23 protein-coding genes are annotated in these 24,792 nt (G+C 67.0%); 10 read left to right on the plus strand and 13 right to left on the minus strand.

Annotation, left to right across the window (positions count from 1 at the left end):
• The first annotated feature begins 328 nt into the window (after positions 1-328).
• The 6 genes from ABN034_RS11810 to ABN034_RS11835 all read left to right on the plus strand — a co-directional run bounded on the left by ABN034_RS11810 (position 329) and on the right by ABN034_RS11835 (position 6,699).
• A complete protein-coding gene (locus tag ABN034_RS11810) occupies positions 329-2,140 on the plus strand; it encodes a polysaccharide pyruvyl transferase family protein (RefSeq protein ID WP_349691042.1) in 1,812 nt (603 codons plus the stop codon).
• Between the two features lie 7 nt (positions 2,141-2,147).
• Positions 2,148-2,924, plus strand: a complete 777-nt coding sequence (locus tag ABN034_RS11815) for a hypothetical protein (RefSeq protein ID WP_349691043.1) — start codon at positions 2,148-2,150, stop codon at positions 2,922-2,924.
• 5 nt (positions 2,925-2,929) lie between these two features.
• A complete protein-coding gene (locus ABN034_RS11820) occupies positions 2,930-3,751 on the plus strand; it encodes a glycosyltransferase (protein ID WP_349691044.1) in 822 nt (273 codons plus the stop codon).
• A 259-nt stretch (positions 3,752-4,010) separates the two neighbouring features.
• The gene (locus ABN034_RS11825) at positions 4,011-5,042 is read left to right on the plus strand and encodes an ABC transporter ATP-binding protein (RefSeq protein WP_349691045.1); all 1,032 of its coding nucleotides are present in this window, start codon (positions 4,011-4,013) and stop codon (positions 5,040-5,042) included.
• Positions 5,039-5,851, plus strand: coding sequence for an ABC transporter permease (locus ABN034_RS11830; protein WP_349691046.1), 813 nt, complete (start codon positions 5,039-5,041; stop codon positions 5,849-5,851). The genes ABN034_RS11825 and ABN034_RS11830 overlap by 4 nt, the downstream gene beginning before the upstream one ends.
• A complete protein-coding gene (locus tag ABN034_RS11835; RefSeq protein WP_349691047.1) occupies positions 5,848-6,699 on the plus strand; it encodes an ABC transporter permease in 852 nt (283 codons plus the stop codon). The genes ABN034_RS11830 and ABN034_RS11835 overlap by 4 nt, the downstream gene beginning before the upstream one ends.
• Here the strand turns inward: ABN034_RS11835 and ABN034_RS11840 are convergent.
• Genes ABN034_RS11840 through ABN034_RS11850 form a run of 3 tightly spaced genes read right to left on the minus strand, consistent with a single transcriptional unit; the run spans position 6,696 to position 9,102 of the window.
• Complete coding sequence (locus tag ABN034_RS11840) at positions 6,696-8,054, minus strand: RNA polymerase sigma factor (RefSeq protein ID WP_349691048.1); 1,359 nt, start codon at positions 8,052-8,054, stop codon at positions 6,696-6,698. The genes ABN034_RS11835 and ABN034_RS11840 overlap by 4 nt on opposite strands.
• Before the next feature lie 50 nt (positions 8,055-8,104).
• Positions 8,105-8,440, minus strand: a complete 336-nt coding sequence (locus tag ABN034_RS11845) for a YciI family protein (RefSeq protein ID WP_349691049.1) — start codon at positions 8,438-8,440, stop codon at positions 8,105-8,107.
• A gap of 35 nt (positions 8,441-8,475) precedes the next feature.
• Positions 8,476-9,102: a dihydrofolate reductase family protein gene (locus tag ABN034_RS11850; protein WP_349691050.1), complete on the minus strand. Its 627-nt coding sequence runs from the start codon at positions 9,100-9,102 to the stop codon at positions 8,476-8,478.
• A gap of 359 nt (positions 9,103-9,461) precedes the next feature.
• On the opposite strand from ABN034_RS11850, the gene ABN034_RS11855 reads away from it, so the two are divergent.
• Positions 9,462-10,022 (plus strand): hypothetical protein, encoded by a 561-nt coding sequence (locus ABN034_RS11855; RefSeq protein ID WP_349327481.1) that lies wholly within the window; start codon positions 9,462-9,464, stop codon positions 10,020-10,022.
• Positions 10,023-10,377: 355 nt separating this feature from the next.
• Entirely contained in the window at positions 10,378-11,376 is a 999-nt protein-coding gene (locus ABN034_RS11860) for a glycoside hydrolase family 183 protein (RefSeq protein ID WP_349691051.1), read from the plus strand.
• 33 nt (positions 11,377-11,409) lie between these two features.
• Here ABN034_RS11860 and ABN034_RS11865 read toward each other — a convergent pair whose 3' ends face one another.
• The 6 genes from ABN034_RS11865 to ABN034_RS11890 form a co-directional block, all read right to left on the minus strand.
• Complete coding sequence (locus ABN034_RS11865) at positions 11,410-12,147, minus strand: transporter substrate-binding domain-containing protein (RefSeq protein WP_349691052.1); 738 nt, start codon at positions 12,145-12,147, stop codon at positions 11,410-11,412.
• Between the two features lie 113 nt (positions 12,148-12,260).
• A complete protein-coding gene (locus tag ABN034_RS11870) occupies positions 12,261-13,091 on the minus strand; it encodes an ABC transporter permease (RefSeq protein ID WP_349691053.1) in 831 nt (276 codons plus the stop codon).
• On the minus strand, positions 13,084-13,881 hold the full coding sequence (locus tag ABN034_RS11875) for an ABC transporter permease (protein WP_349691054.1): 798 nt from the start codon (positions 13,879-13,881) through the stop codon (positions 13,084-13,086). Before ABN034_RS11875 ends, ABN034_RS11870 begins: the two co-directional genes overlap by 8 nt.
• Positions 13,878-14,912: an ABC transporter ATP-binding protein gene (locus ABN034_RS11880; protein ID WP_349691055.1), complete on the minus strand. Its 1,035-nt coding sequence runs from the start codon at positions 14,910-14,912 to the stop codon at positions 13,878-13,880. The genes ABN034_RS11875 and ABN034_RS11880 overlap by 4 nt, the downstream gene beginning before the upstream one ends.
• A gap of 143 nt (positions 14,913-15,055) precedes the next feature.
• Entirely contained in the window at positions 15,056-17,785 is a 2,730-nt protein-coding gene (locus tag ABN034_RS11885) for an NEW3 domain-containing protein (protein WP_349691056.1), read from the minus strand.
• A 306-nt stretch (positions 17,786-18,091) separates the two neighbouring features.
• On the minus strand, positions 18,092-18,895 hold the full coding sequence (locus tag ABN034_RS11890; protein WP_349691057.1) for an SAM-dependent methyltransferase: 804 nt from the start codon (positions 18,893-18,895) through the stop codon (positions 18,092-18,094).
• Between the two features lie 301 nt (positions 18,896-19,196).
• Here ABN034_RS11890 and ABN034_RS11895 point away from each other — a divergent pair, with 301 nt between their 5' ends.
• Complete coding sequence (locus tag ABN034_RS11895) at positions 19,197-20,372, plus strand: alpha/beta hydrolase (protein WP_349691058.1); 1,176 nt, start codon at positions 19,197-19,199, stop codon at positions 20,370-20,372.
• A gap of 168 nt (positions 20,373-20,540) precedes the next feature.
• Positions 20,541-21,557, plus strand: coding sequence for a hypothetical protein (locus ABN034_RS11900; protein ID WP_349691059.1), 1,017 nt, complete (start codon positions 20,541-20,543; stop codon positions 21,555-21,557).
• Between the two features lie 122 nt (positions 21,558-21,679).
• Here ABN034_RS11900 and ABN034_RS11905 read toward each other — a convergent pair whose 3' ends face one another.
• From ABN034_RS11905 to ABN034_RS11920, 4 genes are read right to left on the minus strand one after another with little or no spacing between them, the layout of a single operon-like run.
• Positions 21,680-22,108, minus strand: coding sequence for an HIT family protein (locus tag ABN034_RS11905; protein ID WP_349691060.1), 429 nt, complete (start codon positions 22,106-22,108; stop codon positions 21,680-21,682).
• A 20-nt stretch (positions 22,109-22,128) separates the two neighbouring features.
• The gene (locus ABN034_RS11910; protein ID WP_349691061.1) at positions 22,129-22,914 is read right to left on the minus strand and encodes an ABC transporter permease; all 786 of its coding nucleotides are present in this window, start codon (positions 22,912-22,914) and stop codon (positions 22,129-22,131) included.
• Positions 22,915-22,929: 15 nt separating this feature from the next.
• Positions 22,930-23,700 (minus strand): ABC-2 family transporter protein, encoded by a 771-nt coding sequence (locus ABN034_RS11915; RefSeq protein ID WP_349691062.1) that lies wholly within the window; start codon positions 23,698-23,700, stop codon positions 22,930-22,932.
• Positions 23,697-24,713 carry an ABC transporter ATP-binding protein gene (locus ABN034_RS11920; RefSeq protein WP_349691063.1) on the minus strand — a complete coding sequence of 339 codons (1,017 nt, stop codon included), beginning with the start codon at positions 24,711-24,713 and terminating at the stop codon, positions 23,697-23,699. Before ABN034_RS11920 ends, ABN034_RS11915 begins: the two co-directional genes overlap by 4 nt.
• Positions 24,714-24,792: the final 79 nt, after the last annotated feature.

A 24,792-nucleotide genomic window follows, 5' to 3' on the forward strand; every position in this document is an offset into this window, starting at 1 on the left:
GCGTCGTCAGTGCCGGGAGTCGCGCTTATTGGGGACTGCACCTGGAGATGGGACTAGATGCGTGGCGTGCACGGCCGCTGGTGGTCAGACAGAAGACAATTGCCACCTTGGTCATCCTCGTCTTTTGTCAACGCCACGACGCCGGCGAAGGGGGTCATAGCAACCGTGAGCGTCTTCGGTCACACGATTCTCGTGTGGACTACTCACGGCTCGGATCACCGCAGGAATTCCGGCCCTGGAATCCGTCGATGTTCGTTGGATACCCGATCTGCATCCTGAACAGCCCAACCGTCATGCAGTTCAACGGCCAAAACGTCTAGGGATATCTATGAATCTTTCGGACATCGTCGTCTGCTCATTCCATACCGCGGACGAATATTACCGCGGGTGTGCTACTTCGCTCCGGAGGCACCTCGAGCGTATCGGCGTCGCCTACAGACTCGAGGAGATCGAGAGGGCGGTCGACGAGGACTGGGCCGACATCTGCCGCAAGAAGATCGGGTTCCTGGCCCGCGTTTGCGACGAACACCCGGACAAGAAGGTCTTCTGGATCGACGTCGACTGCGCCCTGTTGGAGTTGCCTACATATGTCGCCGGGTTCACCGCCGACATCATCGGGTTCCAACGCGGGTTCGGCTCCCCCATGCGCATCGGCTACGCCAATCGCACCAGGTTCTGGGAGCCCTGCTTCTTCGGTATCAACGCCACGCCGAGTGCGCGGAAGTTCATCCATGACGCCGACCTGCTGGAGCAGAGTGCCGAGATCAAGGCCACGGATGACTACTTCTTCGAAGAGTCCTGGCGCTCCAACGCTCCGCGCCTGTCGTTCCAGGTCATCCCGTCGGCTGCCGTGATCTCCAATGCACAGATAACCCCCGGCGGCGTTTCCACGTTCTTCTCGTTCGGCGCCAGCGGCAACGTCTCGAACTTCAAGCACAGGGTGAAGCAGCACGGTCGTATGGGCGGCTCCGACTCGGTGCGGGCGCTGCGAGGACTGCGGCATCAGGCACTTCGTGGAGCCAAGCTGATGGAAAGGAAACTTCCCGACAGGGCCGCCCGGTGGCTGCGCAAGGTCGCCGACACCTGCGGTATCACAAATGTCTTGACTGGTGGTGGCCTGGTTGGCGACCGGTTGGCCCTGAACGGTGCCGGATCCCCGCACCGCAGTCGAATCGTCAGCGAAATGATCATGGCTGGTCAACGAGGTGACGTATCCAGGGTCGACCAGGCATTCAGCCGGTTGGCCTCGAGCCGAATACCCTCCGATTCGGAGATCGCCGCGAAACGGGCAGCCGACGCGTTTTCGGTGTACGCGAGCAAGAACCCAGATGCGGACCCGATCAGACTGGCCTGGTGGCCACACCCGTTCCCCGGGAACTTCGGCGACTGGTTGAGCCCGCTGATCCTCGACGCCAGAACAGACCGGTCTATTCTCTATCAAAGCCCTACCGCACCCACGCATGAGCCGCACATCTTCTCGACCGGCTCCATCGGACGGTTCATCAAACCCAGCTCGATCGTCGTCGGCACGGGCATCAGCAGCGCCGACATCCAGATCGACCGGAAGGCGCGCTACATCTCCGTCCGTGGTCCCCTCACAGCCGAGCTCGTCCAGCAGTGCGGCGGGCCGAACATCGAGAGCTTCGGCGACCCCGGGGCACTCATCGCCCGCATCATCCCGGTGGAACGCGGGCTGACGAACGGCAGGATCGCCCTGGTGCGGCACCACAAGCACGCCAACCTTCCAACCGCCCTTCCAGAGAGCATGGACGAACTCACCGTCCTCCGGTCACACCCCAACGAGATCCGCTCGTTCGTGGCCGAGCTGAATGGGTACGACGCCGTGATCACCAGCGCGATGCACGTGATGATCATCTGCCACAGCTACGGCATCCCATGCTGTTTGGTCACCTTCGAAGGTTTCGAGTCAGCTGTCCACGGCAGCGGAATCAAGTACAGGGACTACTCTCTCGGCGTCGGGCTGGGAGCGGTGTACGCACCCATCCCGATCTCCACGGATCTGCGTCGCGTCGACTTCGACTCCATGATCTCGAAAGAGAAGATCACGGAGAGTAAGTTGAATGAAATCGAACAGGCCATCGCCGCCGGGATTTCCACGTACCTCTCGATGAGCGCCTAGGTTCGGCATGCTCGCGCACCTGCTCGCCGCGTTCAGGAGGCTGTTCACGACTCGCAAGAGTCGGACGGTGGTCGGCCTTCTCATCGTGGTCACCGCGACGCTTCCGGTCGCGGAGATGCTGGTGCTCGAGATGTTCTCGTCACTCATCATCGAGGGTCCGGAGGCCTTCACGCAGGACACCAACGGTGCGATTCTGCAGATCGGGATCTTCCTCCTTGCCTTCGGTCTCACCCGAGGTGTCCATCACCTGGTCCGGCTGGTACGCGTACGTGTCTTCCGAGACGGCTTCGAGATCGCGGGACGAACGCGAAGCCCGAGCCAGGAGAGCTGGGAATGGGCACTGGCATTCGAGTTGTCCGGCGTCCTCGTCAGCCTGGTCCAGGCCGTGATGTTCAGCACGCTGTTCCTCTTCATCGACTGGCCCACGGGAATGGTCAACATCCTGGTGGTCGCCGTGGTGCTGGCCCTGGTCTCGGCGATCTACCGTCGGCAGTTCGCCCTGCAGAAGGACTACATCAAGATGGGCAGCCGCCCGGGAACCGTTGCCATTCCCCAGCGAGTGGGCGGGCGAGTGCGAGATGCGGAGTTCGGCGCGATGCTGGCCAGCGTCGGCATGGTCCTCGTGCTGGTGTACATGCTGCTCCGCACTCTGCTCGGCGACATCTCCAGCGCGAACGCCATCGTGCTGTTCCTTGGCTTACGTCTACTCTCCGGGCAACTCGGGACGCTCTCGGCCAGCATCATGCGGTTTGCTCGTGCATCGGCTCGACGAGGGGACGACTGATCACCATGCCAAATGCGACTGTCCTGACGATCGCGTACTCGACCATGGCGGCGAGGGCACACAACATCTCGTTGACGGGTACCGCTCCGGACATCGAGGTGCTGGTGTGCGTTCAAGGGGGATCGCTGAGGTGCGACGGCGAGTGGGCACGAGCGCGCGTCATTCCTGTTCCCGGTACTGGGGTCGCGAAGAGCCGAAATGCGTCAATCGAGTGTGCGCGTGGGCGCTATCTGCTGTTCGGCGATGACGATGTGGCGGTGAACTTCCCCGGAGTTGCTCAGGGAATCCGCCACTTGCAGCGAACCGGCCATGCGCTGGCTCTCGGGCAAGGGCTGGACCCGTCCGGATCGTTGCGGAAGAGGTATCCACGGCACGTGACGCCCCTGACTCCCTTCAACTCGGCGAAGGCGGCGACGTACGAGATGCTGATCGATCTGTCGCAGGTCCGGGCCAAAGGCGTACGTTTCGACGTGCGCTTCGGCGCGGGTACGGACCTCCATCTCGGCGACGAGTACATCTTCATCGTGGATCTGTTGCGGGCTGGGCTTTCCGGTGATGCCGTACCACTGATCTTCGGTACGCATCCGCGGGTGAGCTCCGGCACCCAGTGGGGCAGCCCAGCGGACAGTCACGCCCGGGCGGTGGCTCTCAACCGGGTCTTCGGAAGATGGGCTCCCTTTGCGCGTATGGCGTTCGGTCTGAAGAACGCCACGAAGTTCGGCAGCTGGCGCGCGCTCGAGACTTTCCTCACCAACAATGAACTACCCCCCGCCGACGCCCATACGAGGTGGGCCGCTGTGTCACCGGGCTCCACGTCGGAGCGTTAGAAGGTGGTTCGCGAGACCGTGTGCCGGCCGAAGGGGACGTCGTTGTAGCTCGATCCTCGCCTGCCACGCGGACGTTCGCGCGAAAAGGCGATGGACACGGGTTTTCGGAATGCCCTAGTGTGCAGGTGGCAGCCGCACGCCGGAAGTACCTCAGGGGATGACACCGCCGCGGCGAGGTATCGGTGGATCAGCTCTGCGCTCTGCGCATGGACGCTGCCCGGTCCGAACCATCACCTGTCCTCGAGAGCGGTGCTCACACGTGACATCCGTTCAAGCTTGCTTCGATCAGCCTCCTGTCATCGCGGTAGCTGAGCTCACCAAGACCTACAAGTTCCATCAGCAGGGCGCCGGACTGGCGCGTGCGGCGAAGAGCCTGCTCCGCCGCACCTACGAGACGCGCCTCGCCGTCGACAAGATCACCTTCACCATCAACCGCGGCGAGGTTGTCGGGCTGCTGGGCCCGAACGGCGCCGGCAAGACCACCACGCTGAAGATGCTCTCCGGGCTCCTCTACACGACGTCCGGTGACCTGGACGTGCTCGGCTACACGCCGTCGGACCGCAAGCACGACTACCTGCGCCGGATCGCACTCGTCATGGGCCAGAAGACCATGCTCTGGTGGGACGTCCCCGCCATGGAGAGCCTGCTTCTGCACAAGGACATGTACGGCCTGTCCACGGCCGAGTTCGACCGCAACGTGACCGAGCTCGCCGAGTTGCTCGAGGTCCAGGACCTACTGAACGTCCAAGTCCGCAAGACCTCCCTCGGCGAACGGATGAAGCTCGAGCTGATGGCGGCACTCGTGCACGGGCCGGAGATCCTGTTCCTCGACGAGCCGACGATCGGTCTCGACGTCGTGGCGAAGGCCCGCGTACGCACGTTCCTCACCGAGGTCAACAAGCTGCGCGGCACGACGATCCTCGTGACCAGCCACGACATGGACGACATCGAGGCGCTCTGCTCGCGAGTGATGATCATCGACCACGGGCGGCTTCAGTACGACGGTGGCCTCGACGAACTCGTCCGAGCCGCGCGGCCGCGCAAGCTGGTCCAGGCGACGTACGCGCACGCCGTCGACGGCAGCCGACTGGCCGATCTCGCCGGCGTCACCGCGGTCGACGGCACCGACCAGGTGGTCAAGCTGGAGGTCGAACGTGAGCGTGCCGGCGAAGTCCTGGAGCAGCTGACCCGGATCGGTCCACTGGTCGATCTCGATGTCACGGACGCCGACATCGAGGAGATCATGCGCGACCTGTTCCTCCGTCGCAGCACGTGGCGGGGTCCCTCATGACAACGCTGCTGCGCAATCTCCGCGTCCTGCGAAGGATGACCGCCGCCAACATCGTGCAAGCCTCTGTGTACCGCGGCGCGTGGCTCATCTTCATGGCCGCCAACATCAGCGTGCCGATCATCTCGTTGCTCATCTGGCGAACAGCAATCGCGAACGGCGCGCAACTCCCGGTTGACGAGCGGTACGTCACGACCTACTTCGTGCTGCTGAGCTTCGTCACGATGGCGACCTCCTCGTGGCTCACCGGGTTCCTGGCGAGCGACATCCGGCTCGGCAGACTCTCCACCTGGATGGTTCGGCCGGCCTCGTTGCTCCTCGGCTTCGTCGCCAACAACGTCTCCGAGAAGATCATGAAGCTCTTCGCCCTCGCGCCGATGATCGGGGTGCTGTGGTGGGTCTTCCGGGATTCGATGAACATCCCTGCCGGTCCTGGTCGGTGGGCGCTGTTCGCGGTCAGTCTTGTGCTCGGGGCCGTCCTGGTGTTCACGATCGACATCATGATCGGCTCCCTCGCGTTCTGGATGGACGACGTGCTGGCGATCGCGCAGGCGCGGATGCTCATCGCCAACGTGCTGTCCGGCTCGATCGTGCCACTCGCCCTGATGCCCGACTGGTCGCGCGGATTCATCGACAACCAGCCGTTCCGCTACACGGTGTCGTTCCCGGTCGAGGTCGTGGCTGGCAATCTCTCTGGTACCGACCTCCTTGCGGGCCTGGGCATTCAGCTCGCCTACGTGCTCGCGTTCGGAGTGGTCGCCCGCCTCGTCTGGTCGAGCGGCATCCGTGCGTACTCGGCGGTGGGCGCATGAGCGCCAACCGAACGTATGCCGACGAGCGACGACCGCTCGACCGGAACTGGCTGCACCGGCAATGGCGCCACCTGCGGATCTGGCGGGGATTCTTCGCGCGGGCCGTCGTCCGCGAAACCCACTACCGGGCGCACTTCGTGACCACCTTGGCCGTCGGAGTCGTACAGCTCGGGCTCGGGATCGTTCCGATCCTCCTGCTGTACGGCTACACCGACGACGTGCGCGGTTGGTCACAAGCCGAGGTGATCACGCTCGTCGGCATGTTCCAGATCGTCACCAGCCTGATAGCGACGTTCGTGGCACCCAACCTCAACCGGATGACGACCTACATCACCGACGGCGAGCTCGACGGCGTGCTCCTCCGCCCGGTGTCGAGCCAGTTCTACCTGACGGTGCGGTGGATCAATGTCGCCGAACTCGGCAACGTCCTCAACGGTTGTCTGGTGCTCGTGCTCGGCCTCGTCCTCTCGGGAGCGACTCCGAACGCCCTCGAGATCCTCCAGGCGATTGTGCTCGCTACCTGCGGCCTGGTGCTGCTCGCCTGCGTGTGGAGCGCACTGTCGTTCCTCGCATTCTGGCTGCAGTCGGTGAACGCCATCGCGTTCATCTATCTCAACCTGGTCGATTCGGGTCGGTATCCGCTGGTGTTCTTCCCGATCGGGGTGCGCGCGTTCCTTACCTTCGCGTTCCCGGTCGCGTTCGCGTCGACGTTCCCGGCGCAGGCCCTCCAAGGCGACCTCGGGTGGCTGCCGGTCGCGGGGGGTCTCGGACTCACCGTGGTCGCGGTGGCACTCGTCCGCGCGCAGTGGCGGTACGGGCTCCGGTCCTACTCCAGTGCCAGCAGCTAGTCAGGACGGATGGCCCGGCCGGTCTGGCCGGGATCCGTCTCGGCGAGCCGGCTTGCGAGGAACGCGCGTTCGGCGTCGTTGTCGGCCAAGGTGATCGCGCGTTCGTACGCCGCCGCGGCGTCGGCGTTCCGACCCAGGCGACGCAGCAGGTCGGCCTTGACGGCCGGCAGGTAGTGGTAGGCCGCAAGTCGCGGCTCGTGCTGCAGAGCCTCGATCTCGGCCAGTGCCGCCTCCGGGCCCCTCACCATCGCGACCGCCACGGCCCGGTTGAGCGCGACCACCGGCGACGGCCAGATGTGCGACAACTCGTCGTAGAGCACCAGGATCTGGGCCCAGTCCGTGTCGCTGTAGGTCGGGGCGGTCGCGTGCAGCGCCGCGATCGCGGCCTGCAGGGCGAACCGGCCGGGACTGCCACCGCGAAGCGCGCCGTGAACCAGGTCGTGCGCCTCGGCGATCGCGTCGGAGTCCCAGGCCGACCGGTCCTGTTCCTCCAGCAGGAGCAGGCGCCCTTCGGGGTTGGTGCGGGTGGCGCGGCGGGCGTGGTTGGCCAACAGCAGCGCGAGGAGTCCCTGGACCTCGCGCTCGGCCGGCATCAGGTCGCGCAGCAGGCGGGCCAGGTCCAGCGCGCGGTCGGCGAAGTCGTTCCTGGTCAGCGCGGGCCCCGTCGGCGCGGTGTGCCCGGTGGTGAAGAGCAGGTGGATCGTCGTGAGGGCTGCGTCCAACCGTTCCGGCAGCGCGTCGGGAGCGGGAATCCGGAACGGGATCCCCGCCGAGGTGATCTTCTTCTTCGCCCGGGTGATTCTGGCCGCCATGGTGGCCTCGGAGACCAGGAACGCCGCCGCGATGTCAGGGGTCGTCACGCCGCACACCAGCCGCAGCGTGAGCGCCACCTGCGCCTCGGTAGCCAGAGCCGGGTGGCAGCACAGGAACACCAGCCGTAGGCGGTCGTCGGGCAGCGCCCGGTCGGCCGCGGGGTCGGCCGGAGGGTCGGCGTCGGTCGGCGTCGGCTCCACCAGCAGGTGCAGCTTCGATCGCAGCGTGCTCGCGCGGCGGAGGATGTCGAGCGCGTTGTGCCTCGCCGCCGTGGTCAACCAGGCGCCCGGCCTCGCGGGTACGCCGTCACGCGCCCACGCGTCGAGCGCGGCGGCGTACGCGTCCTGGACGCAGTCCTGCGCCAGGTCGAGGTCGCGGGCGACGCGGACCGTCGCGGCGAGCACGGTGGCCCACTCGCGACGGTGCGCGTCGGCGACCGCCTGACGGACCGCCTGCTGGTTTGCTGTCTCGCTGCGAGCACCTGACCCACCGCGAGCACCTGACCCACCGCGAGCACCTGACCCACCGCGAGCACCTGTCACACCGCGAGCACCTGTCACACCGCGAGCACCTGACCCACCGCGAGCACTTGTCACTCCCCGAGCAGCGGCCGCACCTCGACGGCGCCCGCCATGATCGGGAGCAGCTTCCCGATGGCGATCGCCTGCTCGAGGTCGGCTGCCTCCACGACGAACCACCCGGCGAGCACCTCCTTGCTCTCCAGGAACGGACCGTCCGTGACCAGGCCGTCCTTGTGGATCGTCCGGGTGGTGGAGTTGGGCTGCAGCGCCGGTTCGTAGACGATGCGCGCGCCCATCGCGGCGATCTTCTCCCCGGCGGCCATGTTGGCTTCCATCACTTCGGGCGGGATGTCGGCGACGCCTCCGGGAGTTTCCTGCTCGTAGATCAGAATCGCGTACTGCGGCATGGCTTCGTCCTGTTCTGTCCAATCGCCTCGGATGCTCACCAGTTACCGGTCTCCGGGCCTAACGCACCGTACTCGACCGTGCCCTCGCGCACGTACGTGCTGACGACGACACCGGTGCTCAATGTCGCGTTCTCGACCAGCTTGAGGCCGGCCGGGACGGTCCCCTCCGCGAAGAGCCGCTTGCCGGAGCCGAGGAGGACCGGGAGGACCAGCAGGTGGAACTCGTCGATGAGGTCGTGCCGGAGCAGGGTCTGGATCAGCCCGCCGCTGCCGTGGACCTGGATCTCGCCGCCCTCGCCTTGCTTGAGCTTGCCGACCGCCTCCGGGACATCCCCGGTGAGCAGGGTCGAGTTCTGCCACGACACGGTGTCGAGAGTCCGTGACGCCACGTACTTGGGCAGGCTGTTCATCCTCGCGCCGATCGGGTCCTCCGTCCCGGCCAGGGGCCAGGTGGCGGCGAAGATGTCGTAGGTCCTGCGCCCGAGCAGGAGCGCGCCGGCCCTGCCGGTCACCGAGGGCACCTGCTCGAGGAACCGCTGGTCGATGTGGGGGACCGCCCAGCCGCCGTGCTCGAACCCGCCGTCGCGGTCCTCGTCGCTGCCGCCAGGCGCCTGCACGACACCGTCCAGGGACATGAACGTGGTCACCATCAGTTTCCGCATGTCGCTTCCTTCGCTCGTACGTTCGGCGCCGGTGGTGACGCCCTCACCAATGGCGGCGAACGGGGCCGGCCGAAATCGACAGCACGTCCGGGAAGAATCCGTGGGGCATCTGCCCTGTGCCCCTCCCCTTACCCGCGCCGAACTCCCGCACGGCCGATCCCACCGCGCGGCCTCCCGCCCTCAGGGGCTCCGCATCTCTCAAGGGCTCCGCATCTCTGGCGACATCCCGATGGCATGGAAGTGACAGCCCTTGCTGGTTCGCTGCCTCTGCCTGGTGCAGGACCTGGGTCCGGCGACCAGCGTCGTGTTCACCATGCCCGGTGAGAGGGCGAAGACAGCAAAGCCAAGGGAGACCACATATGAGTAAACGGATCCGGCTGCTCGGCGGCGCGCTCGCGCTCCTCGCGGTAGGACTGATCACTCCCAGCATCGCCAATGCGGCGGAGGAGCCTCGGTCCGGCTCGGAGGCGGCTGGCGTGACCGCGAGCGCCGCAACGCGGAGCAAGCTCCACGAGCTCGTGACACCCGGCCGCAAGGGATTCTTCTACTCGGCGAACCCCACCGAGGTTCGCCGGGCGGTTTCGAACGGATTCCGCAAGACAGACCGCAACCTCGGCTACGTCCGGGTGAAGTCCGCTGCCGGCGTGCTGAAGCTCTACCGGCTGCGTTACAAGGCGAAGAGCTCCTACATCATCACGGCCTCGCCGACCGAGCGCCACCGGTTGGCCAGCTCGGGCAAGTTCGTCTACGAGGGCGTGGTCGGCCATGTGTCGAAGACGGCCGGATCATCGAGGTTCCAGATCTTCCGGGTTTCCCGCAACGGCTCGTGGCGCGTCACGAACAGGACGCTGGCGAGGCAACTCAGGCAACAAGGCTGGCACGTCGACGGCAGCCTCGGGTTCATCTCCAAGACCAGGTAGGCACCGCGGTCGTGGGGTGTCGGCCGCATGAAGGCATGCGACACCCCACACCTTCCTACCGGCTGCAGACGTTCGCGATGGCGTGGAGAGGTTCGCATGCACCGGTCGGGCGCCCTCCCGAACGAACAGCGTCGCCGTAGCCGACGTGGTCGACAAAATCCGCTAAAGTTCCGGTCGGAGGATCTGGGAAATCGTTTTCTACCGCAAGGAAGTGAGCGAACACATGTCCCACCCGATGCCATCGTCTGACCGTCCACTCTCGAGCATTTCGCGTCGACTTCTACTCGGGGGCACCGCCGGTGCGATCGGCACCGGCATTGCCGGTGGTGCCTGGTCCCCGGCCGCGGCCGACCCAATGGAGTATCCGCCGGTCTATGCGGACGGGATCAAGATCACCAAGGTCAAGAACCTCACCGGCCCCGACATCACCGGGAAGTTCGGACTGGACTGGGTCGACCTCGGCTGCGTGACCCGCTGCCCCGACGGCCGGTCGCTGTACGTCTTCGGTGACAGCTTCAGCGGCAAGAACTGGGGAGACAACTGGCGCTCCCCGACCGCCCTGTGGTCAAAGACCCGCGTACTCGAGCGAGGGGTGACCTTCTCCGGCGCGGTCGGTGGAGTCCCCGCCGCGCAGCTCATCCCGTATGAGCACGGCGAGGAGATCTCCACGATCATCCCCTCGGACGTGATCACGATAGGCGACACGATCTACCTCCACGCCGTGGTCAACCAGGGCTTCGGCAACGTGATCTGGAGCGGCATCTGGACCTCGACCGACAACGGGGCGACCTGGCAGGACTCGGGCGCCCGGTTCCCCGGCGATGCGTACGACAAGATGTGGAACCTGTGCACCTGGGAACTCGGCGACGACGGCTGGGTGTACGTCTACACCGCCGAGTTCCTGCGCGAGAGCCCGATGATCCTGCATCGCGTACGTCCTCAGGACCTCACCAACCCCGACGCGTGGGAGCCGTGGGGCCGCGACGGCGACACCTGGCGATGGGGCGCCGGGCCGGACACGGTAGTCGACGACATCATCGGCGAGATGTCGCTGCGCAAGCTCGGCAAGCGCTGGGTGTTCACCTGGTTCGACGGCCCTCACTACCGGATCGACGCCATGGTGCTCGACCATCCCACCCAGGACCTGCGGCAGACCGAGCGGGTCACCCTCCTCCACGGGTCGGGTTGGGGCAACCAGGACACCAATCACGTCGCGCAGCTGTACGGCAGCTACGTCATACCCGGGTCGACACTCGACGACCTGCACCTCACGGTCAGCCAGTGGAACACCGGCGACAACAGCATCTATCACGTGATGCAGTACCGCTTCCAGGGTCTCGATCGCCGGTTGTAGCCGGCGGCGTGGAGTCGTCGTCCCGCTGAGGGGCTACGTCCGCCATTCCGGCGCGAGCGGGGCGACCGTGGCGTCGGCTTGATCCGCGCGCCGGAGAGCTTCGGCGACGAACCCGTCGGCTTTCAGTTCCTCGACCAGGTCCCGGAGGAACCGGACGGTCTCGGGCCGACGCGTCGTGGTCGTACCCACCGCCTGCTGGATCTGCATGAACGGATCCTCGATGAGTCGGACGTCGTCGTGGCTCGCCACGAAGTCGGCCACCGGCTGCCGGATTCCGGCCGCCACCTCCAGGCCCTGGGCGCGGAACTCGTCGACTCCCTCCAGTCCGCGCACAACGCTCGCGTGCTGAAGGGTCCGGGAGAGGAACAGGTCGTACGCAGACCCACGCTTCACGCCGATCCGCACGCCCGGACGGTCGACGTCAGCGACCGCGGTGATGTCCGAGTCCAGGCGGACGGCGAACACGCCGTCGATCACGACGTACGGCGCGGTGAACGCAACCTCGGCTTCGCGTGCGGGCTCGACGGCCAGGAAGCAGAGGTCGGCATGCCCTGCGGCCATCGCGCCGTAGGACTTCCGCGCCGCGTCGAAGCAGATGAGCTCCACCTGGAGGGCGAGGCGCGCACCGACCTCGCGCGCGATGTCGACCGTCACACCAGTCGGCGCTGCGGGCGTGCCCTGGGCCAGCACCGGGTTACCCAGGTTGATCGCGGCCCGCAGGGGGCCCGTCGGGGCCAGGTCCTTGGCGATGGCCGCAGTCACGATCGTCATGGAAGCGAGCGTAGCCGTGGAGTGGTTGTGTAAGTCCGACCCCTCGATCCAATACCAGGTGATGCGCGACCTGACTGACGCAACCTGCCGATAGCGTCCCGGGCCAGGTGCACCTAGTGCCCCGGGCTGGAGTAGTGGCGCATCTGCCGATGGAAGAGCCCCACAGCGGCGACGTACAGCAACAGACCGATCGCGGGTGACGCGACGGCAACCCAGGTCGGCACGAACAACTCACTCGTCCGGTGCAGCAGCACCGCAGCCGGGAAGAACGCCGCGTACGCCAGTGGCAACACGAACGTCAGCAGGTACGCGACGCTCCGCGGCAGCACGCTCAGCGGGTACGGCCCGAACGTGACGAACACCGTGTCCGCCATCTGCAGGATGGGCGAGCTGACGAGGAGCCGGAACGTCAACGACGCGATCGCCAGCATGACAGCGGACTCGACGAAGGCACTGCCGACCACGGCGGCGACGAAGAACGCGACCGACCCGACCGACCACACCACCGGCGCGGCCACTGCCGTGACCGAAAGGACGACGAGGCCGAACACGAGGTCGCCCACCGCCGTGACCTGGAATCGCCGCGTCAGCAGCTGAATCAGCGGATTGACCGGCCGCAGCAGGTAGCGGTCGAACTCCCCCTCCCGCACCACATGGTCCGTCGCCCACAGCTGCCCGGAGAGCACCCCGTGCAGTGCGTGCCCCATCGATCGGATCCCGTACACGAAGGCGACTTCGACGAAGCTCCACCCGCCGATGCTGCCGAACGCGTAGACGATCACACCGACGAACGCCAGGGACACCGCCTCGTAGCAGATCGCCCCGACCGCGGTCATCGCGAAGTCCGCGCGGTACTGCACCGCCGATGCCAGACCGATGCGCACCAGCACGGCGTACTGCCGCAACGCCGACGGGGGCTTGGCGAAGTCAGCGAGGTCAGCCACCCTGAACGACCACCCGATGCCGCGCCCGCGACCACAGCCACGCGCAGAGCGCGCCCAGCACGACGATCCACAGCGCCTGTACGCCGAGCGCCACAGCGAGACCGCCAGGCGGCCGGCCGAAGTAGACCGAGAGTGGCGTGTACGTCGCCGCCTGGAACGGTAGAACGCCGGCGAGCACCTGGAGCCAGCCGGGCATGAACCACAGCGGCAGCACCGCACCCGACATGAACGTCCGTACGACGAAGAACGCCATGCCCACGCCGCCCACCTCCAGCGTCCAGAACGACGTCAGGGACAGCAGCAGCGTGATCAACTGCGAGACGCCGAACGCGAGCAGCAGACTCACCGCGAACCCCGCCCCGGCACCGGCGCTCGCAGGGGGCGCGAGCCCGCCCACGATCAGGCCCGTGCCGAGCCCGATCGCGACGGTCGGCAACGCGCCGACGACCTGCCCCGTCTGGACCGCGAGGTTCTGCGTCAGCAGGCCGATCGGGCGGGTGAGGTCGACCCCGATCAGGCCGCTTCGCACGCGGGACTCGATCGACCAGTACGGCGACGTGTCGAGCACGCCGGCGACGGTGAGCCCCAGCACTGCGTACCCGACCGCCGTCTGCACGTCCGCCCCGGCGACCGGGCCGTCATGGCCTGAGTAGATCGCGCGCCACACCACGCTGTAGAGGGCGATCTGGAGGGCGAGGACGAGAAACGACAGGAGCATCGACGCCCGATAGGCCCATGGCGTGAGCATGCCGATCCGTGCCTGGCTCAGCAGCGGCCGCAGTGCGTTCATCCCGGGCCCACCGGCAGACCGCGCTGGGTGTAGATGCGGCCGATGACCGCCTCGAGTCGCGGCTCGACCACGGACAGGTCGACGACCGCGTGCGCCGCCGTGACCGTCGCGATGACTTCCGGCGCCCTCACCTGGTCGGAGCGGAAGCGCAACGTCACGACCGGCCCTTCCCGCCCGACCTGCTCCGCGCCGGCCACCGTGACGTCCGCCGGCTCGGCCAGCGTGACGACGAGATCGCGGTGCGGCGCGTACTGCGCCATGAGCTCGCTGAGTGCGCCGTCGTAGAGCACCCGGCCATGGTCGATGAGGACGATCCGCCGGCACAGCTGCTCCACGTCCTCCAGATCGTGGGTCGTGAGGACGACCGTGGTGCCACGCTCGGCGTTCTCGTGCGCGACGAACTCGCGGATACGCTGCTTCGCGACGAGGTCCAGCCCAACCGTCGGCTCGTCGAGGAAGAGCAGTCGCGGTTGGTAAAGCATGGCCGCGGCCAGATCACCGCGCATCCGCTGTCCCAGCGAGAGTTGACGAACCGGCGCGTCGAGGAAGTCCTCCATGTCGAGCAGTTCCACGAGCTCGCGCTGCCTCTGGTCGCCCTCCCGCAGGGGTACGCCATAGAGGTCCCGCACCGCGCGGAACGACTCCCGCAGCGGCAGGTCCCACCACAGCTGGCTGCGCTGACCGAACACGACGCCGATGTTGAGCGCGTTCGCCTTGCGTTCGCGCGACGGGTCCTTGCCCGCGACCGAGACCGTGCCGCCGGTGGGCGTGAGAATCCCGGTGAGCATCTTGATCGTCGTCGACTTCCCGGCACCGTTGGGCCCCAGATAGCCGACCAGTTCGCCGTTGCCGATGTCGAACGAGACGTCGTCGACGGCCCGAATCACGTCATGCTCGCGGCTGAGGAAGGTGCGGAGCCCGCCCAGTCGGCCGGCGATCCGCTTGGCTCGGCGGAACTCCTTGACCAGCCCAGCCGCCCGCACGAGGGGGCGCTGGGCGGTCTGGGTCGCGGCTTCCTGCACGAGGGACACCGGCGCCACACTCGCAGACGGGTCCCTGGCCGGCAAGCGAATTCAGCGGCGCGACTCCCCGCTTGCCGGTGCCGCGACCGCGAGCAGGACAGCGACCAGCAGGACCACCGGGCCACGTCGTCGGCGCACGTGTGCCTCCGCCTTCACGGCTGGTCCGGGCGGGTCCGCGAGACGGCGACGCGCGCCACGCACAGATCGTCCGTGGTCGCGAGTCGCAGGTCTGTTCCACCGTTCTGCCGGTTGGCGAACCGTACGTCGGGCAGCTCGAACGTCGTGCTCACCCACGCGTTGGTACCAGCCGTCTGCCTGGCGCCGCCGTCGGTGTAGGCGCCTTCGACCGCGCCCGTGGGATCGTTCGAGTCGTAGTGGAGGCTGAACGACAGGTCGGGTGCGTCGAAGTACTCCACCGTGACGAACGCGGAGGTGTCCCGGGCGTCGAACAGAAACGTGTCGTCGACCCGCAGATAGAAGTACGACGATTCCCACTGGGTGAAGAGCGGCCGTCGGCACTCGCGTTCCGCCACGGTGTCAGGGGTCGTCTGCCCGTCGGCCTGCTCCACCAGGTCCAGCCCTCGTGGCTGGTTCTGCTGTCCGAGCACGACGTCGACCTCCGCTGCGTCGGCGTAAGACCGCTCGACGACCGTCGTGACAAACGTCCTCCGCCTCGTCTGCCCTTCGTACCGGAGCACTGCCGTCACGGTGTGCGTGCCCAGAGGCGTGTCGGGCGGCACCGTGACCTCGACGGAGACGCGTACCGTCTCGCCCGGCCCGACGGAGAACTCGCGCTCGTCCGGCTCGACACTCCATGCTGCGGGGAGCTCGAGGGAGAGCGTCGCCGTGACCGGCGTGCGTACGTAACTCGTCGCCTCGAAGAGGAATGTCGACGCACCACCCTCGCGGGCGGCGACGGTGAGCAGCGGGGTCACAAGCACCTGGTCGAGCAGATAGTGGCGCACGAGCGCGTAGAAGGTGTGTGCGTCGACCACCTCCACACCTGCCTCAGGGATCTCGGCCCGGACCGCGGCCACCACGTCCCGATGCCAGCTCGGCGACATGAGGATGGTGCGCATGCTGTGGAACTCAGGAACGTACGGCGGCGCGGCGACGTCACCGTCGAGGTAACCCCGGAATGCCGCCGCCCCCTCGGCCACGGTTCCACGGGGCAGGTCACCCCTCATCCGGACGTACGGCGTCTCGCCCACGAGTCCGAGCGGCGGCACCTTCTGGGCGGCGAAGCCGTCCGGCGAGAAGTCGGCGTACGCCTGCAGCGTGGCCTCGTCCATCGGCGGCGCGAAACCGTCGATGATGAACCCGGTCACGGAGAGATCCCACCGCTGATAGTGCGCGCGGCAGTGCTCACGCCACGCCGCGACACCGGACCGGAGACCGGAGAACTCTCTCGGCTCGGTCAGCATGCCTGGATTGATGTACCCCGCGCCGGAGTCTCCGGCGATGAACATGTCCTTTTCGGTCGCGGTACGGCGAACACGGTCCATGGCCACCGGCATGCGGGCGGCGAGATTGGGGTTGAACGCCCAGTTCAACGGCACGCTCCCCCGCGCCGGATCGTCCCACAGGTAGGGCGTGGTCTGATAGATCCAGGCCGCCGAGTCGTAGTCGCCGACGTAGAGCATCACGTAGCGGCGCGGGACCACCCCACCATCGGCATCGAGAAATCCTCGGGCCCGAAGCTCATCAGCCGTCGGCCTGGGGCCTTGCGGATAGTGCGACCGAAGCCGCGCATGCCGAAACACCGACGCATTGGCCATGCCGTCGAGGGTCTCCGCGTCAGCGTCGGCATAGGCATTGAACGCCGAGATGACCTGGACGAATCGCCACTCCGTCGGGACCGGGTCATGTCCGCCAGCGTTCCCGACGCTCGTGTACTTGTACTGCCAAGGAACGAATCCGTGCACGGGGACGAACGTGCCGCCGGACCGCTGATGACCCACGCGGAGGATCTCCTCCAACGTGCGCTGGTCGGTGCCCACCTCCTGGGCTCGGTCGTCCACCGGCGTCTCGTCGTCCCACGGCAGCAGGTCAAAGAAGAATCCGCGCCGGGAAACCAGGTAGTCGTGGTTGGTCAACAATGCCTGGGGCAGCTGGCCCTTGGGATCGTTCAGCCAGTACGCATCGAGGTAGTACGCGAACTCCGGTACGGATTCGCCTGAGCGCAGGTACTGCTCGACCGCCCACAGGTACGCGTCACACTTCGGGCTACGGGTGGTGGCGCGGTCGGTGTCTGGAATCGTTCCCTGACCGGTGAAGAGGGGCGAACCATCCGGTCGGATGAGCCACTCCTGGACCGGCAGCCGGAGCTTTCCGGACCCGTCGACATACCGCTGGAAGAGCGATCCCTCCGTGCGGTCGTAGCGGATCGCCACGACATCACGCGCACCCGCCACGGTCGAGGCGACGTTCGACGTGGCCGGCACCGCCGGATCCCACACCACCGCACCGCGCAGCAACGGCCGGAACGTGGACACGAGTTCGTCCAGGCTCGCTACCTGCCGGATCTCTCGTCCGTCCAGCAACCCACCTCGCTCCTGCAACACGTCGAGCCAGTACGCGTCGATGTCGATGTCGCCGAACTCGTTGTGGTTGAGGAAGTGGACCCAGAGCCGTGGGTGGGAACGGTTGACGATTCCCTGCAGGGTGGCGACGAAATGGAGTTCGTCGTATGCCTGTCTGGCCTGCGTCGGATCAGCGAGGTCGAGGTCGTGCAGCCCGGCAAGGTCATAGACCAGCAACGGTTCGCGCGCGCTGTCAGGAGCGGTCGACACCGCCGCCGAAGCCGGTGCACCACCCAACGCCACCGCCCCGACCCCGGCCAGTCCGAAGCCCAACACATGACGCCGGTTGACACTGGGCACGTCACCCTCCCGACACGTGCGAATCACCGAAGACAAGGTTCCACCGGAACGGAAATGCCAGGCGTGCTCCCAGCCGATGGACGAGCGCCTGTCACGCTAATGTCGCGGTTGGGCATGTCAACAGCCGCTTGCGGTCACGCGAGGGGGTCGCGTAGGGGCTCGCGGAGCACGGTGCAGCGTCGATTCCTCTGCGCGGAAGCGCGAACGACGGTCAGGGGTTCAGCTGTCGTCCGGAACACTCTCCGGAACCGAGGACGTCCCCGTCGTGACCGTGACCTGTCCCCCTCCTGCGGAGGCGACGGCCCGCTACCGCTTGCGGGCCAGCGCGGCGTAGGCCAGCCGAGAGCTGTCGTCGTCGGCCACCTCAGGGTCCTCGGCCCCCCACAGGCCGATGTGGACTACGGCCGGATCGGCGCCTTCGTACGGTGGCTGGATCTCCAACCCCTTGAAGAACCGCTCCACTTCTGCGCGGGTCCGCGGGTAGGCGTCGTAACTCGGACCAGCCTGCTGCAGCGTCTTGCGCCAGGTCTCCTCCTGGTAGTCGGAGGTGACGGCGGACAGGGCGAGGTAGGATCCGGCCGGAACAGCGTCCATGAAGTGGGCGATCAGCCCCCACGGATCGTCTTCGTCGGGCAGGAAGTGCGTCACGGCAACGGCCAGGACGCCGACGGGCTGGGTGAAGTCGATCAAACGCCTGGTCTCCTCGTGCGCCAGGATCGCCTCGGGTTGCCGAATGTCACCCTGGATCGCGGTCGTGTCACTCGCCCCGGCGAGGATCTCGCGTGAACGGGCGACCACGGCCTGATTCACGTCGACGTAGACCACCCGGCCGTCCGGCCTGGCCTCGGCGACCACCTCGTGGGTGTTGCGCTGAGTCGGCATGCCGGACCCGAGATCGAGGAACTGCCGGATCCCCAACTCGTGCGCCATCCGCCTGACCGCCCGCTGCAGGAATCCACGGTTGGCCCAGGCCGCCAGGATCACGTCGGGCATTGCCTCCTTGGCACGCTCGACAACCGCCCGGTCGGCCGCGGTGTTCGCCGTACCGCCGAGAGCGGCGTCGTAGACGCCGGCAGGCGTCGGCGTCAGGGATCCTTCTGTGTCGCTCATCGAGATCTCCGTCGGGGGAAGCATCAGTCGACACCGGTCCAGGTGGAGCCGTTCAGCTCGGTCGCCTCGACGGCCATTGCCATCGCGGCAATCGCGGCACACCGAGTGTCCTTGCCTTCGGTCCGAGAACTGGCCGTCATCATAGTCCACCGTTAGGATGCCGTGATCATGAACGCCGGACCGCGGCCGTTCACAAGCCGATCAGCCGCTCAGCCCGATCCGTCCGGGCGTTCGTGGTGACGGAACGGGTGTGCCTCAACGTACGACCCTCAGGCGTGACACCACCGTGGAGGAAGAGATCGTGCGACGTTGCATACGCCCGGTCGCGCTGCTTGCGGCGACGATCCTGGCATCGACGGCGGTCATGGCGATGCCGGCCAGCGCCGCACCCAAAGATGTAGGTGCCGCAGACAGCGGTTCCACCTGCGCGGGGCTCAGCATTCCGCCACTGCCCGGGGTGGACACGCCGCGGGCCGCGTACGACTGGCAGGGTGCGTGGCAGAGCAGAGAGGTCTACATTCCCTCGCGCGGCACCGGGTCGTGCCTGTTCGCGACCGTCTTCGCTCCAGCTGAGCCAGGGAGTGAACGCCTGCCGGCGGTGGTGATTGTCCCAGCCGGACTGTCGACGCAGAACGAGTTCCAGTGGGCAGCTCGCGACCTCGCCGGCCATGGGTACGTCGCGATCACCATCGACCCGCAGGGTGTCGGGCGGTCAGACCTGCTCGCGCACCCGGCCTGTCGTGACGGCCTTCTCAACTGCGGTGACCTCGACAACCTGTTTCCCGAATCCGTGCTCGGCAGCCAGACCGCCCGCGTCGACGCGGTCCGGAGCGGACTGGACTACCTCACCTCACCGGACAATCCGTTCGCCAGTCGGGTCGATTCCCGCCGGATGGGCGCGGCAGGGCATTCCCTCGGCGGCTCCGCGGTCAGCTCCGCACAAGAGGTGGACCGTCGCATCCGCGCCATTGTCGCCTGGGACATGCTCTTCGCGCGGCGGTACCCGGCGCTGACCCTGGATCCCTGCAAGGCGTTGCTCAACCTTGCTGCCCGGGACGTCTCGCCTCGGGCGCCGGCGATGAGTCTGAACTCCGACGGTGGTCGCCCGTTCTGCCTCACCGGGGACCCCGAGTATCAGCGGTGGGCGGGCTTCGAACCGTGGCGTGCCGCCGGCGTTGCCTCGATGTTGGTCCCCATTCGCGACGCCGAGCACATGGACTTCGCGCAGCAGGCCGGTCCCGGCCAGATTGACCTCGGACTTCCCGCGACCGGCAGCGAGGCCGAGCTCGAGGTGTTCGCGTACTACACGCGGGCGTGGTTCGACCGCTACCTCGCGGGTGACTCGGGTGCGACCGACCGACTGGTGGCCCCGCGGGTCGACGGCCGACCCCGCGACCAGGTCCTGAGCACCTGGCTACCATCCGCTGCCTACCTCCCGCAGGACGGCATCGACTGCCCGGGTCTGTCCCGCTGCTGACACCTGACGCCTGCGTGGACGAAGACAACCCTCAGCCAGCAACGCGCCGACCATCACCGCTCCGGTCCACGCGTCACGGACGAGTGAAGGACTTTCCTCATGGAGCTGACCCGTGCGGTCCATCTGGTGGGCAGCCTGCCCCCGGACACAGCGACGGTCGACGAAGGCATGCGCTTCTTCCTCGACAACGCCGGGCCGCACCTGCGCGGCTTGCTGCCGAGTGGCGAGACCCGCCGCCGCGGCCTGTACGTGGCGCCGATGGTCGACGGACTGGCGACGCATCCCGCACTGGAGTACGTGACCAGAGGCGACTGGTCGACCCTGACGGCGCGTCCCACGTATCGGCTCCGCCGAGGCCGATCGCTGCGGGACGCGCCGCTCGATGATTATCTGGGATATTTCAAGGAAACTCAGGAGGGGTTACTGGCCTTCAAAGAGATCAGCGCCGAATACGACAGGTCGGACCTGCGGTTCCAGGTGAGCGTGCCCAGTCCGCTGAGTTTTTCCTTCATCGCCTTCAATCACCGCGCCCTGCAGTTTTACCAGCGCACCGGCGACTCAGCCGGGAGAATCTGGCCCTACTATCGGCCGGTCGTCGAGGCCACCGGCCGCGAGATCTCCCGGATCCACGAGCTGGCCGGCGACGTGGTCTTCCAGCTGGAGATACCTGCCGAGACTCTCCTGGCGGCCAAAATGCCACCGGGCCTTCGGCGGATTGTCGTCGCCATCGCTGCCACAGCAGTCACCGACCTCGCCGTCATGACTCCATCCGGATCGCGGCTCGGCGTTCACCTGTGCTTTGGCAGCCTGCACAGCAAACCGGGGGCCAGACCTCGCTCCACCACGTCCATGGTCGACCTGGCCAACGGCATCGTCGAACGCTGGCCGGCAGGGCGGGAACTGGAATTCGTCCACATCCCGATGGCCGATGGCCCGAGTCCCCCTCTCCACAAGGCCTACTACGAGCATCTGCGCCGCCTCACGCTCCCGCCCAAGACACGTCTGATCGCGGGAATCGCGCACGAGTATCAACCGCTCGACGAGCAGCGGCGGGTGCTCGCACTGGTGGAATCGGCTTTCGGCCACCAGGTGGACGTCGCCTCGGCGTGTGGGCTAGGTCCACGGGCCGACAAAGCCGCAGCTCGGAAGGCAATCGCCCGCGCCATCGACCTCGCCACCTCCTGATCGCCCGAGTCGTGGCAGGGCATCCGGCGCACACTCCTCACCGCGATGGCGTCGCCTGCCGACGACCTCGGCTCGGTGTCCGGCAGGGGAACAAGAATCCCGAGCCGTCGTTGCCTCATGCGTCATGCGAGGTCAGTGCGAATGGTCGCGGCCACCTCGTCCAGGTCCACCGTCGGCGGGTGAGGCGGTCGTTCGGCGTAGACACGTAGAAGGCCGTCCTCGTGCGTGCGGGTCAGGACGTGCATGTGCACATGAGGAACTTCCTGAAACGCGGCGGGCCCGTTCGATGACCAGATGCTCATGCCGTCCGGCGCGAAGCAACGTCGCACCGATCGCGCGACCTTGACAACGGTCGCCATGAGGAGGCCGGCAAGCTCTGGCTCCAACTCGTCGACCTGCTCGACATGCTGCTTCGGCACGACCAGCGCGTGGACTCCCTCAGGCCAGGTCGGCTGGCGGAGGTCCATGAAGGCCAGGGTCGCCTCATCGTCATAGATGACGCTTGCTGGTGCCTCGCGGTCGACCACCTTGCAGAAGACGCACGTGTCCACGCGGGATCCCCTTCCGCTGCTCAGCTGGTGGCGCTCGTGTAGCAGCGTAGTCCGGCTCGCCAGACGAGATGGGCGAGAAGACAGCTGGCGACGGCGACGCCGACGGCCATGAGGACGACGAGGAGTTCTCCGCCGTTCAGGAGAGCTCCCGACGGGACGGTCGCGAGGAACGCGACGGGTAGCACATAGGTGAGCAGCAGCCGCAACGGTCGGCGGTAGACGTCGACGGGATAGCGGGCGAACTGCCAGACAGCGTCGTAGACGGCGTCGAGGCTCAGGCCCAGCGCCCAGAACACGGTGGCGGCGAGAATGGTACGGGTCGCCCACATGACCGCGGTCGCGGCGAGAAGCAGGACCAGCCAGGTGGCCACCCCGACCGGCGTGACGGTGATACCTGCGTGGTGGACGCCGTACGCGACGACGACACCGCCGAGCCCCACCTGGGCAAGTGCCAGCGGCGCACAGCTGCTGAGACCTGCGAGGAAGATCGCGGGCGCGGGTTGGGTCAGAAGCGCATCGAATCGGCCGTCCTTGACGTGGTTGCCGAACCACTGCAGGTTGGGCTCGACGAATGCCGCGCGGAGCCCGCTGACGATCTGGAACGTGCCGAGGAGGGCGATCGCCTCACCGGGATGCCAGCCGCCGAGTGTGTTCGTACGGGTGTAGATCATGGCGAGGGCAGCGAGTGCGGAAGCGAGCGCAACCACGGTGAGGACGACCTCGAAGACGAGGTCGGCGCGAAAGGCGATCTGGCGACGCAACGACAGCGAGAACAAGGTCCCGAAGAGCCGGATCAGTTTGAGCATGGTCGTCTCCTCCTCCTACGCGCCTACCGCGGTGAAGCGGCGCAGGCCGGACCGCCAGACGGCCACGGTCAACCCGGCGAGGGCGATCAGCCAGCCCAGCTGAACGCCGTACGCCTGCACGAGCTCGGTCCCGCGCAGGGTCCCCGCCGCGATCTCGGCGGGCATGCCGAGCATCGACCAGAACGGAAGAGCCTGCCCGACCACCCGGAACGGCTCGGGCAGGAACCCCAGGGGCGCGGCCGTGCCGCCGAGCAGGAAGATCAGGGTCTCGCCGAGCCCGACCACGCCATGTGCGCGTTCGGTCCACAGCGCCGACAGCGCGAGTGTGTACGTGAAAAGGAACCGCAGCGCGGCGGCGACCAGGAGTGCGGGCAGCGCCACCGCGATCCCCACCGGGTCGAGCCGGACACCGGCGACGGCTCCCGCGACCACGATGAGGGGGACGCCGAAGATCAGGTGCCAGAACCGCAGACCGATGTTGGTGCCGAGGTAGTCGATGACGACGGGCTGCGGCTGGACGAGGTTGTCGCCGAGACCACCGTCGTAGATGCCGTTGGACAGGGTGTGGTGTTCGTAGGAGACCGTCATCAGTTGGACCGCGAGCAGCAGGACGTAGTAGGTGGAGACTGCCGAGTCGCCTGGCAGGGCAGCCGACCAGATGAACAGACCGAGCACGGGCGTGACCGCCTGGCCGATCACCCAGGTGATCACCGACGACCGCCAACTCCACTGGGTCAGAGTGCTACGCCAGATCGCGAGGCCCACCAGCCGCACCATCCTGCTCATGCCACACCGGCCCGGTAGAACCGGTCCATCATGGTTTCCAGCGGCGGGTCCGCCACGGTGAGATCGATGACAGGAACCTCGGCGAGGAGCCGACTGGTGATCCGGGGCGCGTCTTCCCGAGGAACGCGAAGCGTCACCTGGCTCGGGTCGGAGTCGTCGCGCTCTCCATAGTCATCCCAGGACACCGACGCCGAGTCGTCGCCGGTGGTCACTCGCAGCAGCTTGTACGGCGACAGCCGCGCGGCCAATGCGGCCAGCCTGCCGTCATAACGCAGCCGTCCCTGGTCGATCAACACCACCCGTGGACACAGGGCCTCGACCTCGGCCATGTAGTGACTGGTGAGGAGCACGGTGGCGCCGGTCTGGGAGGCGTAATCGGCGATGTAGCGGCGGAACGCCACTGCCGCGGAGGCGTCCAGGCCGATGGTGGGCTCGTCCAGGAAGAGCACACGGGGTCGGTGCAGAAGTGCCACTGCCAGCCCGGCGCGCATCCGCTCCCCGAGGCTCAGGGCCCGCACCTGTCGCGGCAGGAGTGGCTCCAGGTCGAGCATGTCCGTCAGTTCCTCGACGTGGGAGCGGAACTGGGCGGGGGCGATGTCGTACAACAGACGCCGGTAGCTGAAGTTGTCCAGGACGGTCAGTTCCGTGGGTCCAGCGATCGGCTGGCTTCCTCGTACCAGCGCGATCTGGGTGAGGAACTCGTGCTGGCGTCGCATCGGCGCGAATCCCAGCACCTTCGCCTCCCCCGCGGTCGGGTGCAGGATGCCGGAGAGGATCTTCATGGTCGTGGTCTTGCCGGCGCCATTGGGCCCGATGAACCCGACGACCTCGCCGGCTGCAAGGTGGAACGTCACATCGGCCACCGCTTCGATCTGCCGGTACTCCCGCCGCCACAGCGCACGGAACGCAGCCGCGAGCCCGGCCGGCCGTACCGGGACCCGGTAGGTCATCCCCAGCCCATCCACCGCCACGACCGGATCGGATGTCCCACACTCTGTCTTTCCAGCCATCATGGGAGTTACCGTATGTGGCTCCAGCCCGTTGAAAGGTTGACCGGTCTTCTCAGCTCTGGATCACGCCTGAAAGGGCCAG

This window comes from Actinopolymorpha sp. B11F2 (genome assembly GCF_040195635.1).
Taxonomy (GTDB): domain Bacteria; phylum Actinomycetota; class Actinomycetes; order Propionibacteriales; family Actinopolymorphaceae; genus Thermasporomyces.

What these genes read in the sequence shown, in the direction of transcription:
- ABN034_RS11845 (WP_349691049.1), bottom strand. Translation starts at nt 8,440, where the DNA reads ATGCCGCAGTACGCGATTCTGATCTACGAGCAGGAAACTCCCGGAGGC.
- ABN034_RS11890 (WP_349691057.1), bottom strand. Translation starts at nt 18,895, where the DNA reads ATGAGCGACACAGAAGGATCCCTGACGCCGACGCCTGCCGGCGTCTAC.
- ABN034_RS11875 (WP_349691054.1), bottom strand. Translation starts at nt 13,881, where the DNA reads ATGAACGCACTGCGGCCGCTGCTGAGCCAGGCACGGATCGGCATGCTC.
- ABN034_RS11910 (WP_349691061.1), bottom strand. Translation starts at nt 22,914, where the DNA reads ATGCTCAAACTGATCCGGCTCTTCGGGACCTTGTTCTCGCTGTCGTTG.
- ABN034_RS11860 (WP_349691051.1), top strand. Translation starts at nt 10,378, where the DNA reads ATGGAGTATCCGCCGGTCTATGCGGACGGGATCAAGATCACCAAGGTC.
- ABN034_RS11820 (WP_349691044.1), top strand. Translation starts at nt 2,930, where the DNA reads ATGCCAAATGCGACTGTCCTGACGATCGCGTACTCGACCATGGCGGCG.
- ABN034_RS11920 (WP_349691063.1), bottom strand. Translation starts at nt 24,713, where the DNA reads ATGATGGCTGGAAAGACAGAGTGTGGGACATCCGATCCGGTCGTGGCG.
- ABN034_RS11900 (WP_349691059.1), top strand. Translation starts at nt 20,541, where the DNA reads ATGCGCTTCTTCCTCGACAACGCCGGGCCGCACCTGCGCGGCTTGCTG.
- ABN034_RS11810 (WP_349691042.1), top strand. Translation starts at nt 329, where the DNA reads ATGAATCTTTCGGACATCGTCGTCTGCTCATTCCATACCGCGGACGAA.
- ABN034_RS11915 (WP_349691062.1), bottom strand. Translation starts at nt 23,700, where the DNA reads ATGAGCAGGATGGTGCGGCTGGTGGGCCTCGCGATCTGGCGTAGCACT.
- ABN034_RS11865 (WP_349691052.1), bottom strand. Translation starts at nt 12,147, where the DNA reads ATGACGATCGTGACTGCGGCCATCGCCAAGGACCTGGCCCCGACGGGC.
- ABN034_RS11850 (WP_349691050.1), bottom strand. Translation starts at nt 9,102, where the DNA reads ATGCGGAAACTGATGGTGACCACGTTCATGTCCCTGGACGGTGTCGTG.
- ABN034_RS11855 (WP_349327481.1), top strand. Translation starts at nt 9,462, where the DNA reads ATGAGTAAACGGATCCGGCTGCTCGGCGGCGCGCTCGCGCTCCTCGCG.
- ABN034_RS11835 (WP_349691047.1), top strand. Translation starts at nt 5,848, where the DNA reads ATGAGCGCCAACCGAACGTATGCCGACGAGCGACGACCGCTCGACCGG.
- ABN034_RS11830 (WP_349691046.1), top strand. Translation starts at nt 5,039, where the DNA reads ATGACAACGCTGCTGCGCAATCTCCGCGTCCTGCGAAGGATGACCGCC.
- ABN034_RS11815 (WP_349691043.1), top strand. Translation starts at nt 2,148, where the DNA reads ATGCTCGCGCACCTGCTCGCCGCGTTCAGGAGGCTGTTCACGACTCGC.